This is a genomic window from Pseudomonas sp. 21LCFQ02, from assembly GCF_024129895.2.
Classification (GTDB): domain Bacteria; phylum Pseudomonadota; class Gammaproteobacteria; order Pseudomonadales; family Pseudomonadaceae; genus Aquipseudomonas.
In genome coordinates this window covers 3,849,697-3,867,596 of the sequence record NZ_CM178749.1, presented here as the reverse complement: position 1 = coordinate 3,867,596, position 17,900 = coordinate 3,849,697, and the positions used below count along the sequence as shown (strand labels likewise).

Sequence of the window (17,900 nt, the reverse complement as noted above, 5' to 3'; positions counted from 1 at the left end):
TCAAACGTCCATGAATGCCAAGCCGGAGCTATGGGTTTGCGGGTAGTCGAACAGCGGCAGCGGCAGCACGGTAAAGCCATACTTGGTTTCCCCCCAGGCCGTGGCAGAGCCGAGCACCAAGGCAAAACGCTGCGTCAGCGTGGCCGGCGCGGTAAAAATTCCATTACTGATCGAACCCACACCCGTCACGACTTGCCACTGCACCTCAGCCTCGGGAATCGTGTGAGCCCCGGACTTGAGCAGCAGCTTGGTCTGGTTGGCAGGCAGCGACACTGAACGATCGCGTTGGACCGCCAGCGGCAGAATGAACAGCGATACCATGATCCAGGCCGACTTGGTCTTGCCGGTCGCCTGATTGCGGACCACGATCTCTTCGACGATGAATTCCTTGTCACCGACCGTGGTGGGTGCGGTGTATTGGTATTTACCACCTGTCAGTGCTTCAAGCCGGCCGCCGTTGGCCGGGGTCTTGAGCGACCAGCTCAGGGTGCCTGAGCGGGTGCCGGCCGACAGGGTGCGGCTATGCCCGCCGTCGCAGGTTTGCACCAGCGGGCTGACAGTGATGTCATTGACCACCACCGACACCAGCGCCGAGCTGCTGTAGCTGCCAGCGGTGGCGGTAACCCTGACCCGCAGAAACGCCCCCTTGACAGTGGCCGGTGCGGTGTAGCGTCCAGCGCTGTTGATGTTGCCGGGAGGCTCGTCGCTGCCCAGGATGTTGTGCACGCTCCAGGTCACCTGCGGCGCGCCCAGCGGCTCGACACTGAACTCCAGACTTTCGCCAGTACCCACCAGCGGTTGCAACGGCTTGACCTTGAATTTGGTCAGCGACGGACCTACCCAGCCAAACAAGGCCATATCGCCAGGCAGGGCGATATCGTCCAGGACCACGGCATCGGTGTTGCGAAACAGCAACGAATGCAACGCAAAGGTGTCGATGGGCGGCACATAACTGAGGAACTTGGGAAAATAAAACTGTAGATCCTGGAGGTTCTGCGCCGTATAAGCTGCTCGCTCCTGGTTGAAGAGGGTGACGGCCTGATCATGGTTAGAAAAGTCCGAGGCGATACCGAGCTGAAGCTGGGCAGGCGCTACTACGACGGGTTCTGGCTCGATGACTTGGGAGGTCTTATTGAGTCGGTAAGCTCTGGACACCCGGGCATCGATAACGGCATACACCCCGGCATCCATGGGCCCGGCACCGGCCCAGCAGCGGGCGACACAGCAATGGTTGGTGGCGTCACGCTGGTAATCAACCCGAATCGCGCCATCTTTGATCTGGAAATGGACGTACTGCCCCTGGCCTCGCTCCCAGTTGAACGGCGGGTCGAACGAGCCCGAATTGGAACTGCCGCTACCCCAGCGAAAGAGATAATTGCTGGCCGGCAACCTGCCGCCGTCAGGGTTCATTTTCCAGAATCTGGTTTCAGGATTGATCTGGTAGTTCCATGCGCCTGTGCCAATGTAGCTGCGGCCCAGTAGCTCCTCGGTCAGCGTCTCCATCAGAAACCTGTTGCCCAGCAGCAAGGTGGCGCTGTAGTTCTTGTCACGGTCATTGGGAATCAGGTATTTGAAGCTTTCATCCGGTTCTCCGCCGCAGACCTGCCCCTCCATGGCCACGAACACCAGCACCGCGCCGTCGCCGTAGTTATCGGCATTGCGCAGCTTGGCGCCGGGTGCGGCCTGGGTGCGCAAAATGATGCTGTCTGGCTTGATGGTGCTGTTGGCCGGTTTACTGATTTCACTGATCACCATCACCCGTTTTTCATTGGGCAGTGCTTTGAACAATCGCTCGAAGAACTCCCCGCCCAGCCGCTGCTCACGCAGGTGCGGCGAATTGTTCAATTTGAAATTCCAGCTGTCCCTGAGGTCCAGCACCACTTGCCCTGCGCGGGTCACCGTACCCGGTACATCATTCAACCGCAGTTCCAGGGTCAGCTCAGGGCCGTTGAGTGGGTCGACCACTTCGACGCGGGTCGGCTCCAGGCCGCCGGGAACATCCTTGAACGTAATATGGGTACCGCCGACCACCCTCATGGTCAGCTTGGCATCGGCGCTGTTGCTGCCGACGTTGGCGATCTCGAACGACAGTCGCGGAAAGTCCAGGGTGTAGTCGGTGATGTACTGGCCGACGGTGTCGCTGTCGCCGATATAGCCCTGCACCGGTGGCAGGTAGTTGTTGGTGCTGAAGCGCTGGATGTACTCCTGCAGCAGCACGGTATTGGTATCACTGCGGTTGAACGCCAGAATCGCGCCCCAGTTCAGGGTCTTGGGTCCCTCTTTGAGCCAGTTGATCAGTTCGCTTTTGGATAAGCCGGCCATGTTGGCGGTCCTCTTGTTGCAGACAAGGTTAAGGCCGGTTCAAACCGCCCTGAATCTCAAACCGGGTGAAGGGGTCTGCTGATGATTGAGCAACGGCAATGGCAGCAGCAGACAGCCGTTGAACACCCGCCCGGGTTGGCGCTGAGTGGCCAGCAGCAAAACGAAGTGGTGGCGCAGCACCGACGGCTGGGTGTAAATGCCGTCGGCATCCACCACCACGCCCTCACCATCGCCGGCCAGCACTTGCCAGCTCAGTTGGTGGCTGGGGACCGGGCTGTTGCCACCGTGCAGCACCTCTAGCCTGAGCTGGCCGGGTGCAAGCCGGGCGGTACGCTGACCTGTATAGTCGGGCACGATGCTGTGGGTCATTAATGCAAACAGGGTCATGACCCAGGCCGACTGGCTGTGCCCGGTCAGTTCATCGCGCACAATGATTTGCTCGACGCTGTACTCCGGCAGCTGGTAGCGGTCGGGGGCCTGATAGGCACAGACTCCCTCTGGCCCGGGTATCAGCCGGCCGCCAGTGCTGTCATCAGCCAGCGACCAGGTGAGTGGCCCCGGCGTTCTTGCCGCCGCCAACAACAGGCAGCGCTGGCCGCGCTGAACAATCTGCACCACCGGGTTGATGGTGATGGCGTTGGCCACCAGCTGGATCAGCGCCGAGGCGCTGTGGCCATTGGCCTGGGCGGTGACGCAGACCGACAGGCCGGTGCCACTGAGTTGGTCGGGGGCGGTGTAGAGGCCGTCCGGGGAAATACTGCCGGGCGCATCGCTGCTATCGAATACGTTGCGCACGGTCCAGTTCAAGCCGCTCAAGCCCGGGGTTGTAGTGCGCAGTTGCAGGCGTTCACCGGGCCCCAGCAGCGATTGCGGCGGGTCGAGCCAGAAGCGCGCCGGGGGCGGCCCGGCACGGGCACGCATGAGCAGATCACCGGGCAACAGCAGCTCTTCGGCCAGCAACGCTGCCGGCGCATCAAACGCCGGCACTTGCTCGATAAACGTCTGCAGTGCCGGAGCTACGGCCAGGGTCTGGGTGCAAATCGAAGCCAGAAATTCACGCAGCCGCTCATCGCGGTCTGCCGCGCTGGGCGCTACAGCCTGCAATGCCTGCGGGTCATGGGGATGGCTGGGGTCTAGCTGCCAAGTGAGTTCGACCTGCGGCGCAGCCGGGTAGACCGGTTCAAGCGCACGCAGCACCGGGTCCACGGCCAGCCCGCTGCGCAGCCGCAGGTGCCAATCGGCAATCAGGGCCGCGTACAGACGCTGATTGCTTTTCAGGTTCAGCGAAGTATCTGCCTGGGTGACATGACCGATCAGCTCAAAGCACAGTTGCTCTTCAGACACCTCGGCCCAGGCCTGGGCGCCTGCATCCAGGTACACCACGGGGGTTGCCCACATCGTTTCGACCGGGTCGTGATAGAACACCGGCCGCAGCATGAAGTACCCCGCAGTCGGCTGCAGACGCACAAACCCCGAGGCCTGGTTGAGCACTTGCCAACGGGCCTGACCGTTGGTCGCGGCCAGCCATTGCGCACCCACCAGGGTGTCGAGCAGCAGCCGGTTACTCAACACCAGGCTGGTGCCCCGCGGCGCGCCCGCTTCATCTGCCAGCAGCCAGGGAAAATCGGCGCCCGGTGCCTCGCCCTCGGGCTGCCCGTGCATGGCAACCAACAGCAGCAACGCCCCTTCGCCCGCCTGCGCTTGACCCGGTGGCGCTGGCTGGGTCCGGATACTCAAGCGGGCAGGCTCGATCACCTGCCCGGCGGCCCGACCGATGCCCACCAACGGCAGTGTGCCTCGCACAGCGTCCAGACTCTTGAACAGGCATTCGAAGGATGCGGTGTCGATAAAGCGCTGTTGCGGCAGGTCGCTGAACCCGAACCGCAGGGCACTGCCCTCACGCAGGTCGAGCAGCACCTGCCCGGCACGGTTGGCATCCGGCAGGGCATTGTGCAACGCCAGCTCAAGACTCAACTGCGGCCCATGCAGCGCATCGAAGAGCCACAGGCCGGTCACCTCAAGGTGCCCTTGAACCTGTTCAAGGGTCAGTTGGCGACCGCCGGTCAGCTGCATGCTCAGCCGCAGGCCTGGCGCATCCTGTTGCAGATCAGCGCCCTCTAACGACACATGCGCACCACCGAAGGTGCAGGCGTCGAAGTACTGCCCGGCGATTTGGCGATCGCCGATAAACCCCTCGAACGGCGCAAGGTGCAGTGCCCGGCCGTAGCGCGCCAGCTGGCTTTGCTCGAGCAGCGTGTCAAGGTCATGGCGGCTGAACGCCAGGATGGCGCCCCAGCCCAGGGTTTGCGGCCCGGTACCCATCAGGTCCAGCAGACGGCTTGTCGACGGGCTGGTCATTGCAGCCTCCTGTTGATTGCATGGATGACGTGGGTCAGGCAGCCAGGGTCAACACCAGGCTAGGGAATTCAAGCTCGGAATGCCCTTCGTCGAAGCTGACCTGCACGCGCAGGGTCAACCGTGCACCGCTGCCCAAACCCAGCAGATAGGCGCGCGACAGCGTGGCCAGCACCTTGCCGGCCTGCAGTTGCTCGTCGGTCACCACGGCGGCGTCCAGCACCATCTCGTTGCGGCTGCTCTCGGCCACGATCGTGACCTGTTGGCCAGGCGCCATGAACATCCAGCGATTGAGGGTGACCTGCACGCCGGCGGGCGGCACGCAGGCCAGGCTCAGTTGCCCGGCGCTGACGCAGGCGCACTGCACAGTGCTGAACTGCGTTCTGGGCACCGCCACCACCCGCAGGTCAAAGGGCCGTGAGGTGGCCTGCGGCTGGCCGGCACGGCTCACGCGGTACAGCACATTCAGGCGTTTGCCCATGTTGGCCGGCACCGCACTGGCAGGAATACTGAACTGCCGCGGATCGCTGGCATCGGCCTGCTCGGCGAGGTAATCGCCCGTGCTGCCAAAGCCCTGCCAGTGCACCTGCAGCTGGTCGCCAGGCTCCAGCTCGACGTCATTGGCGATGCGCACCTTGGCGCCGCTGCGCAGCAGCATGGCCTCGATGTAGCCACGCCCCGGTTGTGGGTCGTTCAGTTCCGGCAGCGCGTTGACGACGATCGGCGCGGCCGGCCGCCAGGCAGCGCGTACCGCCACTGGCAAGCTGTGCGAGGAGCCGGCCGCACCAGCCCTGGCGTATTGCCAGGTGAAGCTCAGGCTGGCATCGAGCTGCGCCGTCAGCCAGTCGGCCGCCAGGCTGAACAGCAACGCGCCGGCGTCGATCTGCTCCTGACCAACCCGCTGCGCCAGGATCCGGCTCTGCCCGGCCCGGCTGCTGGTGGCGTAGAGCAATGCCTGATCGCCAGGTTGCATGCCGTTCCAGGCGGCCACCCGCAGCACCAGGCCCTGCGGAAAATCCTCCGGGTCCAGAGCCGGGCCGGTATGGCCGTCGATGCTTGCGGCGGGCAACAGCGGCGCAGCCGGCGCGGTGATAACGAGCCGCTGCATCGGTGCCTGGTCCTCGTCGCGCTGCCCGTTACCGTCTGGAGCGTTGGCATATTGCACCCGGTAGCCCAGCTCGGCATGGCCACCGGCAATAAATATCACGTAAGTGCTGTCCAGCCCGGTGCTCAACACCTGGCCGGGCTGCGTCACCGTCAGGGTGTGCTGCCACGGCTGATCCTCCCTGCCATCGTGGAAGTAGCCTTGCCAGGTCAGGGTCACCCGGTCGCCGCTGCTCATGCGCGGATAGGGGGCGATGGCCAGGGTGAAGCTGGCGCCGGGCAGGTCCGGGTCCAGGTGCAGATCGTGGGATTCCTTGAGTTGGGCTACTGGCAGTGTGTTTTGCATCTGACGGCTCCTTCTGATCGCGCAGCCAGGACATGGCTCAGTGGCCGCGTGACATTGGCTGATGGTTCAGAACTTGTAAGCCAGAGAGCAGCGCAGTTCTACCTAGCAAAGTCCGCAGGTGGTGTTCTGCGGTGCACTATTTAAAGTCTGGTTCCATGAGTGTTCCGATAAACAACAGACGGTACTCGCCATGAATAAAAGTACGATAAAACTTCTGCGCAACTTCATTCTGGCGGCGCTTCTGGCAGGCTCTGCGAACAGCTTTGCACAAGCGCCACAAGCCGATCCACGCTCACAAGGAACGATCACGTTCTATTACCCCGACGGCTCGCAACAGTGCAGCTTCGAGATTTATTCGCGCGATATCTATTTTGCTGAAGAAGGCAGTTCGCATAACAACTGCGCCTATCTGCAACGGGGCAGTACATTCAAAATCACCCATGCACCTTCCACCGTGCAGATTCAGTTTTACCACCAACTCATGACCGACTGGGGGCTGCGTATTTATAACAGGCGACAAATCAAAACCATCAAAGAGCCGACCACTATCACCACCCCCGTTGCCATCGCCGACCTTAGAACATTGCCGGCCGGTAGCGTCGTCGCTCCCGGTGTCAGATATATCGGTTACGACGAATACATCGCATCCAGCAATCCGGACAACATTGAGTTCGTCCGGATCGATTTTCAAACCACTGCAACCGCAGCGCCCCCCAAGCTAACCCTCGAAGGCGCCAACGGCGCCAACCACTGCACCCTGAACTTCGAAACCGCCGAGTACCGCTTCGAAGACAGTGCCCCGTGCAAAAACGACCAGGCGGTGGGCATCGAGCTGGAACATGCGCCGTCGGCCTCGAACATTCTGCTCACCGACGACGACGCCGTCAGCGGCACGCCGGGTTGTACCACCGACAATCCCGGCAATTACTTCTGGATCATGCTGCGCACCATCAAGGAAGACGTCAGCGTGCCGCCCATCGATCTCGACGACATCGTTGCCACCCCTCGAGGTTCGGTGGTCGCGCCCGGGGTGCAAGTGATCGACTACTACCAGAACCCACCCGGTAGCACACCGAAACGCCGCACCTCCTGCGTCAAGATTGAGGTCGATGCACCGGTGCCCTCCGTCCCTTTACCTCGGCCCTGAGCCGCCCCCTACCGCGAGGTGCCCGCCATGGCCACTGCCCTGCACTCCAACGCTCTGAACTTCATGAGCTTCATCGAAGGAGGTGTCGACCCACGCACCGGGCTGTATACCTTCAGCGTCAACCTGCCAGAACTGCACAGCGATGATCTGGCCGGCCCTGCCGTGCCGCTGGCGCTGGGTTTCAGCCCGCTGAATAACGAAGACACCGGCCTGGGCCTGGGCTGGAGCCTGCAACTGAGCCGCTACAACCGCGATACGCAGATCCTGTCGCTGAGCACCGGCGAGACCTTTAAGGTCACCGAGGTCGATGGCCGCGGACAAATGCTGATGAAAGAGAAAAAGCTCGACAGCTTTCATGCTGCCGAGCTAGTCGGCAATCAGTACCGCATCGCCCACAAGTCCGGGCTGGTCGAGACCCTGCAGGAAATGGGCAGCGATGAGCGCCCGGTTGCGCTGCCGGTGAAGATCCAGTCGGCCGATGGCCGCCAGGTGACCCTGAGCTACGAGTATTTCAACGGCCAGCCGCTGCTGGCCGAGGTGCGTGACCAGCGGCGGCGCCTGCTGACCCTGCAACGCACCAGCAACCAGGTGCTGTTGAGCCTGGACCCGGACCACAGTGCTGCGCTGTTCAGCTTTACCCTGAGCGGTGCGGACAACCGGGTCGAACGCATCAGCTTGCCCACCGTTGAGCAGGCCGGCTGGCGCCTGCAATACCAGGCATTGGGCGGCCTGCTGCACGTCAGCGAAGTCTGGACCCCCAGCGGCGCCCATGAAAGCCTGCGCTACGACGATGCCGGGCATGCCTTCCCCGGCTCCGCCGGGCGGCCCAACCTGCGCCGGGTGACCGGGCACAGCACCGATCCTGGCCGGGGTCAGCCACCGATCGAAGTGGGTTACAGCTATGGCAACCGTGACGTACCGGCGATGCAGAACTTTCTTGGCTTCAATGCCCCAGGGTTGGTGTGGGAAGACAACGGCCTGGACAACCTGTACAAGATCACCGGCAGCTACCTTTACGGCAGCAGCGAAGTGCTGCTGGAGGGCGGCCAGCCGGTGCGCACCATCGAGCGCACCTTCAACCGCTTCCATCTGCTGACCGAACAGCTCACCACCCAAGGCCACAAGGTACGCCGCAGCGCCACGCGCTACCACGCAAGCGACGACCTGGATTTCGACCGGCAACCTGCCTTTTTCCAGTTGCCCGACACCGTTACCGACAGCTGGTACGACCTCGACGACCCCAACCGGGTGCGCAGCGAAACAGTGAAAACCCGCTACGACGACTTTGGCAACCTGCTTGAGCAGGTGCAAGCCAGCGGCCTCAGCGAAACCCGCAGCTGGTACCCGGCAACCGGTGAGCCCGGCCAGTGCCCAGCCGACCCTGAAGGCTTCGTGCGCCAGTTGGCCAGCAGCACCGTGACCCCTGCGTCATCCAGCCATGGCGAGGCCGCCCCGGTGCTGCGCCATCGCTATCGCTACCAGGCCCTGGCCAGCGTTGCCGACGCCGGCCAGCCCTGGCTGGTGATGAGCGAAGACCAGTTGCTGCAAGTGGAGCAAAGCGGTGAGACGCTGCTGCAACGCATCGAATCAAGCTACCTCGACGCACCGGCTGACCGCTTCGGGCATGGCCGCCTGCAGCAGGAGCGCCTGACCCTCAATGGCGTGACCCGCATCACCGATTACCGCTACAGCACAAGCCCGGACCTGCGCGTGCTGCACACCGAACAGACGCTCAGCAGCAGCCTGGATGCCGAGCGCAAGCTGATCAGCCTGGAGCATTCGTTACTCAGTGGCTTGCTGCTGTTGACCCATGAGGCCGACAACGATGTGCAGATCCGCTACCAGTACGATGCCCTGCAACGGGTGACCCTGGAGACCGTGGCCCCGGATGACCCGCAGTACAAGGCGAGCCGCCAATACCGCTATGGGCTGGTGGGCGCTGGCGGGCAAACGGCCTGGCAGGAAGTCGCCGACGTCAAGGGGGTGACCCGGCGTAGCGAGCTGGACGGCCTGAGCCGGGTCATCGAAGAACAACGCCGCGACGCCGACGGCGACAACGCCCTGCGGCGTACCTATGCCGCGCAGTACGACGCCCGCGGCCGGCTGGCCAGCGAGACCGACCACGATTGGCTGGGCAGCCGTAACCTGACCCTGACCCGCCGGTTGGGCTACGACGACTGGGGCCAGGCGGTCAGCGAAACCGGCCCCGATGGGGTGCTCAGCTTCAGCCTGAACGAGCCCTTTGGCTGGCTGGATCCGCAGGGCGCCTATATGCCGGCCCAGCTCAGTTGGCAACAACCCAATGCCGCCACCAATGAACGCTTTAGTCTGACCATCAGCCAGCTTAATGCCTTTGGCAAGCCACACAGCATTGAGCGTTTCGACCTGAACGGCCAAAGCCTGGGCCAGCAACTGAACTTCTATGACGGCTTGGGCCGCTGTGTGCAAAGCGTCGACCTGCAGGGCTACACCACATCCTACCGCTACGACGCCTTTGACCGGCTACTGTGCACCACCTTGCCCAATGGCGACCAGGTGCTGCGCCAGTTCACCGCGCACAGCAGCGCCGAGCTGCCCAGTCAGCTTCAAGTGCTGCCGGCCAATGCACGCCTGACAGCGATTAACGTGGGCGAGCAGGACTACGACAGCCTGGGGCGGGTGGTGCGGCTCAAGACCGGTACGCGCACCGAACAGTATCGCTATGCGCCCGGCCAGGCCCAGGCCAGCGAGCGGATCAGCGCCGCCGGTGCGTCGATTCACTACCGCTACGCACCGGGGCTGACCGTCGAGCCGCTGAGCACCGAAGCCCCCGATGAGCAGGTGAGCTTCGACTACGACCGGCTCAGCGCGCAGTTGCTCAGCGCCAGCAACAGCCAGGGCAGCCGCCATTACCGTTACGACAGCACCGGGCAACTACGTGAAGCCAGCTGGCACACCGCACAGGGCAGTTGGACCGCTGAGTACCAGCACTCGCTGCTGGGCCGGGCGTTGCACAGCAGCGGCATCGACGGTTTGTACACTGACCGGCACTATGATGCGCAAGGCCGGCTGCAATCACTGACCCAGGGCACTATTCAGGCCGCGTTCGAGTACGACGCGTTAGGCCGGCCCAGCCGAATTGTCACCAGCAGCCCGGACAACTGCCTGGACACCCGCCTGGAATACGACGAGCACTCACGCGAGGTGCTGCGCACCCTCTACCCCGCAGGCCAATCGGCACTGACCCTGAGCCAGGCCTGGCGCAATGATGACCAGTTGCTTGAACGCCATCTGCAGCAGGCCGGTACCAGCCTGTTGCATGAAACATTCAACTATGACAACCGTGGCCGGCTGATCGACTGCCGCTGCAGCGGCAGCCAGTTGCCCGCCGACGAACAGGGCAACCGCATCGAGCAGCAGCTGTTTCGCTTCGATGCGCTGGATAACCCGACCCTGAGCATCAGCCGGTTTGCCGACACAACCTCTGACCGTGCCACCTACCACTACGCGGTCGACGACCCCTGCCGCTTGCAGCGGGTCACCCACACCCACGCCAGCTACCCGGCCTACATCGACTTCGCCTACGACGCCGACGGCAACCAGCTCAATGACCAGCACGGCCGCCGCCTGCACTATGACAGCCAGGGCCGCTTGCTGGACCTGCACGGCCCCGCCGGCGAACCCTTGGGGCAGTACCGCTATGACGGTCACAACAACCTGCTGAGCGTCACCGAAGACAACGCCGAGCCGCGCTGGCATTTCTTTGATGAACAGGGGCTGGGCAGCACCGTCCAGGCGCAAACCCACACCCATTACCTCAGCGAGAGCGGCACGCCTCTGGCGCAGCAGCGCAACGACAGCGAACCGGCGCTGTTGCTGGCCTGCAACGCCGCAAACAGTGTGGTGGCCGAGCTGCAGGATCAGCAGTACCGTCATGCGTTGTATAACGCCTGGGGGGAGCGCAGCAGCGGGCAAGACGAGCCGCTGCTCAGCACCGCCGGCTTCAACGGCGAACCGCAGGATGCACTGACCGGCTGCTACCTGCTGGGCCAGGGCTACCGCGCCTACAACCCGGCGCTGATGCGCTTTCACAGCCCCGACAACCTGAGCCCGTTCGGCGCCGGCGGGCTGAACCCCTATGCCTATTGCCTGGGCAACCCGGTGGCATTTCAGGACCCCAGCGGCCACAGCGTCGGCCAGCTCGAATACAGCCAGTTCAAACCCAACGTCGGCGGCATCGGCTTGAACCTGCTGATCAGCGCGGTCTTCACAGGTCTTGCCATCGGCACCCTGGGCTCGGCCACGCCGTTCATCATGGCCATCAGCATCGTCGGCGCCGGCGCCGGCGTGATCGGCACCGGCTTCATGACTGCCGCCATGCTGGAGCGCGACCCGAAAAAGGCCAAGAACCTGAATGATGTCGCTACAGCCGCTCATCGCCTGGAGGGGCTTATCGGCGCAGTGTTCATGCTCCAAAGCATGGGCAAAACGTTGTTCAGACGTGCGTCGAGCACAAGCCTGAGCAGTGTGGGAGCACAGGCAACAGCAGATGTCATGGATGCGACGACCAATACGCAGATGTTCAAACGCTTTTCACTTGACCAGCAGATGGCGCTGCCCCATCGCGCGGGAAGATCCAGCGGGCCATTGGACGTTGACCTGGATCTTTTTTCCATGAATAGGCCCAGGAGCGGGTCTGCATCGACACTGGGCTCGACGTCGCTAACGTCCAGCGCCCGTGGAGGATCGGCACATGCGGCACTCGGATCGTCCCCTGATCAAATGATAGCCAGCCCTGCCGCCTCGCCCATTGCGACGCCGACGCCAACGCCCACACTGACGCCACCGCCTTCTCCGGTTGCTGCAGGGAACACACTTAACGAGAGGGTCGGCAAGTACATGAAATACGGCCATACCATGTACGGCAATAACGATACGGTAATGAAGGCGGGCACGCTGAGAAAAAAGCACTGAGCCAATCAGATCTGCTCGTCAAGAGCACTTCAAGAGGTTAACGATTGTCCAGCAAAAGCCATCCTGAGCGCGCATTCAAAATGAAAGCAGAATGCAATCAGGCAATGGCTTTTAGCGGCAATATAACGCTCATCAAACAAAATGCAGACTATTGATTTTTAATGGATATCTAGGAGCGGCCAGTCGGCGATCCGCTTTAGCCGCAATACTGTTCAGATAAGCGTGGCATGCCTTTGTGGGAGCGACCTTGGTCGCGAAGACTGCCGCACATTCGCAGTAGATGCTGTGACTTTACCGGCCTCTTCGCGAGCGAGCTCGCTCCCACCGGGGGCATACAGTACCTGATTGAACAGTATTACGGCTAAAGCCGGTCTACGGGGTTCCGAGTTTGCAGCGCGGCGCCGAGGCGGCGAGCGACCTCCTACACAATTACGGGAATTTTTCCTACTTTCGCGCGGAACCTTCCTATATCAACCTTCGCGCACCACGTCTACTCTTTGCGCCGCCCTGTAGGACGTTACTTACAACCGTTTGGTAATTCACTTACAGGTATCCACGCGCAATATCAAAGCGCAATCAGACGTTTCGTTAGTTCGCAGCGTTCTGGCTTCAGCTCTCAAAAGGAAGATTCAATGAAACGTGCTTTACTCGCCCTGCCACTGACTCTGCTGATGGGCGTGAGCGCCAATTCGGCCCTGGCCAACACCGGCACCATCAACTTCAACGGCGCCATCACCGCCACCACCTGCCCGATCCAGATCATCGACCCGGTGACCGGCAACCCGACCGGCAGCCATGTGAACATCGGTATTGTTTCGGCCAGCCAATTCACCGCCGCCGGCCAGGAAATCGGCAACGCCCGCTTCGGCTTGCGCCTGACCCCGGGTGGCGGCTGCACCGTGGCGCCGGGCGCGGTCGCCAACGTCACGTTCACCGGCACCAAGGACACCACCGGCAATTACTTCCGCTTCATGCCGGTCGACAGCCCGGCCGGCGGCGTGGTGGCCGCCCTGCGTGACGACCTGGGTGATCCGGTGCTCAACGGCCAGCCATCGCGTGACTTCGACCTGGACGACACGCTGCCCACCGACATGGTGTTCCATGTCGCCCACCGCTCCGAGAGCGCCACGGTAACCGCTGGTGGTACCAAGGCTGACGTACGCTTCTCGGTAGCCATCAACTGATGCCCGGGCCCGCCCGGCGTGCCAGCGCCGGGCGCCGCCTGCCTCCAGGTCTTTTACCTTCCACAGGTACTTCCATGTCTTTGTCTTTCATGGCCAGGGCCCGCCCCGCCCTGCTGGCCGGTGCCTTGCTGCTCGGTCAACTTCCTGCCAGCCACGCCGCGCTGACGGTCAGTGGCACCCGCGTGGTGTTTCCCGGCGACAAGAACAGCGTGTCGTTGATCGTGTCCAACCCCAGTGAGCAGACCTTCGCGGTGCAGACCTGGGTCAATACCGCAGCCGACGACACCACCACCGCCGTGCCCTTCATGATCACCCCGCCGCTGTTTCGGCTCGACTCTGGGCAAGACCAACAGTTGATCCTCAACAAGCTGCCTCACGAACTGCCCACAGACCGCGAGTCGCTGTTCTATTTCAATGTCCAGGAAATTCCCCAGGCCCATGACGCCGGCACGCAAAACCTGCTCAACATCGCCCTGCGCACCCGCCTGAAGCTGTTCTATCGCCCTGCCGGGCTCAAGGGCGGGCCCACCGGCCGGCTCAAAGAACTGCAGTGGTCAGTGCAGCAGGTCGGCGGCCAGACCCGCTTGCAGGTCGACAACCCCAGCCCCTTCCATGTGTCGTTCACCCGCATGGACATCAGCGGCAATGGCCATAAGCAGCGCCTGAACAGCCCGCCGATGGTCGCCCCCATGAGCCAGCAAAGCTACCCGCTACCGGGCATCAAGGCCGCCAGTGGCCTGCAGGTCACGTTCGCCGCAATCAATGACTATGGCGGTGTCAGCGACGATCACACCGCAGCACTTCAGTTCAGGCCCTGAGCCTTTCCAGCCGTACTGCCAGGAATATCCCCACATGCTTTTGCTTATCGGACCCACGGGTCTGACCGCCCGCTTGCGCCTGACATTACTGCTGGGCGTCAGTGGCGGTTGTGTTTGTTTAACCTCGCCCATCGCCGCCGCGACCCAATTCCAGGCCGGCTTCATGCGCCAGGCCGGCACCGAGGGTGCGGCCGCCGCACAACTGGCGCTGTCGAACCTGAGCGGGCACAGCCCTCTGGTGCCGGGCCGCTACCCGGTCAGCCTGACGGTCAACCTCAAGCCGTTCGAGCAACGCAGCCTGGATTTCCATCTCGATCAAACCAACGGGCAACTGACCGCCTGCCTGCCAGCGCAGTTGCTAGAAGACATCGGCGTTAACCTGGCGGCGCTGGCCGAGCCGCTGCCAACTGCCGACACCTGTATCGACCTGCCGCGCCTGATTCCCCAGGCCAGTGTCCGGTTCGACAGCCAGCGCCTGAGCCTGGCGCTGTCGATTCCGCAAGTGGCGATGCGCCGCGAAGTCAGCGGCCAGATCGACCCGGCACGCTGGGACAGCGGCATCAATGCGGCGTTCGTCAACTATCAGTTGGCGGCGCAACAAGGCAGCGGGCGTAACGGCGCGCGCCTTAACAGCGACGACCTGTACCTCAATGGCGGCTTCAACCTCGGCCAGTGGCGGTTGCGCAGCAGCCAGGCCCTGCGGCAGAACCCTCAAGGCCAGCGCCACTGGACCCGCGCCTACACTTACGCGCAGCGGGACTTGCCGGGCACCCACGCCAACCTGACCCTGGGCGAGACCTCGACCGGCGGCGACGTGTTCCGCAGCCTGCCGATCAAGGGCCTGGTGATCGCCACCGACATGGCCATGCTGCCCGACGTGCTGCAAGGCTACGCCCCGGTGATCCGTGGAGTGGCCAACAGCCGCGCCAGGCTTAAGGTGTTCAACAACGGCTATCCGATCTACACCACCTATGTCAGCGCCGGCCCCTACCTGATCGACGACCTGAGCATCGGCGGCGGCAGTGGCGAGCTGGAAGTGGTGCTGACCGAAGCCGACGGCCAGGTGCGGCGCTTTACCCAGCCCTACTCGACCCTTGGCAACCTGATGCGCGAGGGGGTGTGGCGCTACGGCCTGGCGCTGGGCCGCTACAACCCGGCGGGCAGGCTCGACGACCCGCTGCTGGCACAAGCCAGCATGGCGCTGGGCACCGCCTGGGACCTGACCCTGTACGGCGGCCTGCAAGGTGCGGGGTTCTATCGCGCCGCCACCCTGGGCGTGGCCCGCGACCTGGGTCAGTTCGGCGCCCTGGCGCTGGACGTCAGCCATTCGGCGGCGGATATCGATAACCGCGCCACCACTAGCGTGTCGGGCCAAAGCTACGCGCTCAAATACGGTAAAGCGTTTGCCACCGACACCAGCCTGCGCTTCGCCGGCTACCGCTACTCCACCGAGGGCTACCGCGATTTTGCCGAGGCAGTGCGCGAACGCAGCCACGAGAGTACCTGGCGCGGCAGCCGCCGCAGTCGCCTGGAGGCTTCAGTATTCCAGAATCTGGGCAAAGCCAGCACCCTGAGCCTGACCCTGTCGCAGGAAGACTTCTGGCACAGCACCTACCAGCAGCGTCAGTTCCAGCTCAACTTCAGCCATGTGCATCGCGGGGTCAGCTACAACCTGTTCGCCTCGCAAGCCCTGCAAGACGACAGCCGCTCCGGCCAGGACCGTCAGTTCGGCATAACCCTGTCGTTCCCGCTGGACCTGGGCCACTCCAACCGCGCCACGCTGGGCCACCTCGACAGCGGCGGCCGCCACAGCCAAAGCGCACGCCTTACCGGCAGCGCCATGGATCAGCGCCTGAACTACGCCACCTCGTTGGCCAATGACCAACACAGCGGCCAGTCAGGCTCGCTGTCCGCCACCTGGCAGGCACCGTTTGCCAGCCTGGGCGCCGGCTTCACCCAAGGCCGCGATTACCGCAGTACCTCGGTCAACGCCAGCGGCTCGGTGTTGCTGCATGGCGGTGGTATCGAGCTGGGCCCGCACCTGGGCGAAACCGTCGCGCTGGTCCATGTGCCGGACATCCCCGGCGTCGGTCTGAATAACGTGGCCGGGGTCAGGACCAATGCCCGAGGCTACGCGCTGATGCCGCACCTGCGACCCTACCGGGTCAACCAGCTGACGCTGAATACCGACGCACTGAGTGCCGACGTGGAAATCGACAATGGTGCAGCGCAAGTGGTGCCACGCCGGGGCGCGGTCATCAAGAACACCTTCAGCGCCCGTCAGGTCAACCGCTTCGTATTGACCCTGAGCCTGGACAACGGCCAGCCGTTGCCATTCGGCGCCCAGGTACTCGATGCCGAGGGCACGCTGCTGGGTAGCGCCGGCCAGGGCGGCCAGGTGCTGCTGGTCAGTCACGAGCAGCCACAGACCTTACAGGTACGCTGGGGTGAACAGCATCAGCAACGCTGCCAGTTGCAGTTGGACCCGGCGACCATGCAGCAGCGCCAGGGCTATCGCCTGCAAGCGCTGACCTGCCGTGGCTGACTTTCTTACCCTGCGCCAGGACCGCCTGGCGCTCTACAGGATTGCCCCTATGAAACCTGTTTCACGAGGCGCTTTGGGCGCCTTTGCCCTGGTCGGCGCGTTACAGATCCAGCCGGCCATGGCGCAAAGTACCTGCTGGATCAGGCCCGATAACAACCCGGGCATGACCTACGACCTTAATCTGGGCGCGGTGTATGTACCCAGGGACGCGGTCGCCGGCAGTGTTATTGGCATTTTCGAGCAGCCATTTGGCCTGACCTCCAATGAGGGCCGCTATGTAGAGTGCCAGAACGATGGCGTGTCGGTACTGACCTTCATTACCCGCTCGCTGGCACCGATTTTCCCCGGCAGCCTGCCACCGGTGCTGGGCCAGGATTTCAATGGCAAGGTGTACGAGACCGGTGTGCCGGGCATCGGTGCAGTGATCCGCCTGGGCCATCCGTTCGATGGCCTGGCGGCGGACGCCTTTGAGCCGCAGGGTGAGCCGCTGGTGCCGTTCATGGCCTTGCTGCGCGCGAATGTTGCGGCCTTGCCGATCACCCCATTGCAGGGCCAGGTGACACTGGTCAAGACCGGCCCGATCGCGCCGGGGCCGCACATGGTCGACACCGCACTGTTTCATGGCCAGTTCAGCCTGGTGCCGCGCGCCATCGACTTCCATATCCGCGCCAATGTGATCCAGGCCCAGTGCAACGCTGCGGCAGTCAGTGACGATCCGGTCAAGCTCGGTGAATGGCGCGCCACGCAGTTCAGCGCACCGGGCACCACCACTACCCCCACGCCGTTCAGCATTCGCTTGAGCAACTGTGACAGCGACCCCAATGATGACAATCTCGCCTGGGCCACGGTGCGTCTGGACGGCGTCAACGGTTCGACCCCGGTACCGGGGGTGGAAGGGGCCTTTTCTCTGAACAGCGACTCCACCGCCCAGGGCGTCGCGGTCCAGATTCTGCGCGGCGATGGCGTCACCCCGATTGCCTTGCAGCAAGAGGTACCGATCGCCACCCTGACCCCTGGCGATACCGTACTTGACCTCAGTGCCCGCTATTACCAGACCGCTCAGGCCAATGGCGTCAAGGCCGGCCAGGCCAAAGGCTCACTGAGCTTCACCATCAGCTACCAGTGA

Annotated in this window: 9 protein-coding genes; 6 read left to right on the top strand and 3 right to left on the bottom strand. The window is 63.3% G+C overall.

Features of this window, described 5'->3' with window-relative positions; all coding sequences use genetic code 11:
• The 3 genes from NJC40_RS17470 to NJC40_RS17460 are packed head-to-tail and all read right to left on the bottom strand — an operon-like array spanning position 1 to position 6,127.
• Entirely contained in the window at positions 1-2,322 is a 2,322-nt protein-coding gene (locus NJC40_RS17470; RefSeq protein ID WP_253140446.1) for a hypothetical protein, read from the bottom strand.
• A 39-nt stretch (positions 2,323-2,361) separates the two neighbouring features.
• Positions 2,362-4,680 carry a hypothetical protein gene (locus NJC40_RS17465; protein ID WP_253140445.1) on the bottom strand — a complete coding sequence of 773 codons (2,319 nt, stop codon included), beginning with the start codon at positions 4,678-4,680 and terminating at the stop codon, positions 2,362-2,364.
• Positions 4,681-4,714: 34 nt separating this feature from the next.
• Positions 4,715-6,127: a hypothetical protein gene (locus tag NJC40_RS17460; RefSeq protein ID WP_253140444.1), complete on the bottom strand. Its 1,413-nt coding sequence runs from the start codon at positions 6,125-6,127 to the stop codon at positions 4,715-4,717.
• Positions 6,128-6,317: 190 nt separating this feature from the next.
• On the opposite strand from NJC40_RS17460, the gene NJC40_RS17455 reads away from it, so the two are divergent.
• From NJC40_RS17455 to NJC40_RS17430, 6 genes are all read left to right on the top strand, one after another.
• Positions 6,318-7,274: a hypothetical protein gene (locus tag NJC40_RS17455; RefSeq protein WP_253140443.1), complete on the top strand. Its 957-nt coding sequence runs from the start codon at positions 6,318-6,320 to the stop codon at positions 7,272-7,274.
• A 27-nt stretch (positions 7,275-7,301) separates the two neighbouring features.
• Positions 7,302-12,227 (top strand): RHS repeat-associated core domain-containing protein, encoded by a 4,926-nt coding sequence (locus NJC40_RS17450; protein WP_253140442.1) that lies wholly within the window; start codon positions 7,302-7,304, stop codon positions 12,225-12,227.
• Positions 12,228-12,859: 632 nt separating this feature from the next.
• Positions 12,860-13,411 (top strand): fimbrial protein, encoded by a 552-nt coding sequence (locus NJC40_RS17445; RefSeq protein WP_253140441.1) that lies wholly within the window; start codon positions 12,860-12,862, stop codon positions 13,409-13,411.
• Between the two features lie 74 nt (positions 13,412-13,485).
• A complete protein-coding gene (locus NJC40_RS17440) occupies positions 13,486-14,229 on the top strand; it encodes a fimbrial biogenesis chaperone (protein WP_492180359.1) in 744 nt (247 codons plus the stop codon).
• 34 nt (positions 14,230-14,263) lie between these two features.
• Positions 14,264-16,774, top strand: coding sequence for a fimbria/pilus outer membrane usher protein (locus NJC40_RS17435; RefSeq protein ID WP_253140440.1), 2,511 nt, complete (start codon positions 14,264-14,266; stop codon positions 16,772-16,774).
• Between the two features lie 49 nt (positions 16,775-16,823).
• Positions 16,824-17,900 (top strand): fimbrial protein, encoded by a 1,077-nt coding sequence (locus tag NJC40_RS17430; RefSeq protein ID WP_253140439.1) that lies wholly within the window; start codon positions 16,824-16,826, stop codon positions 17,898-17,900.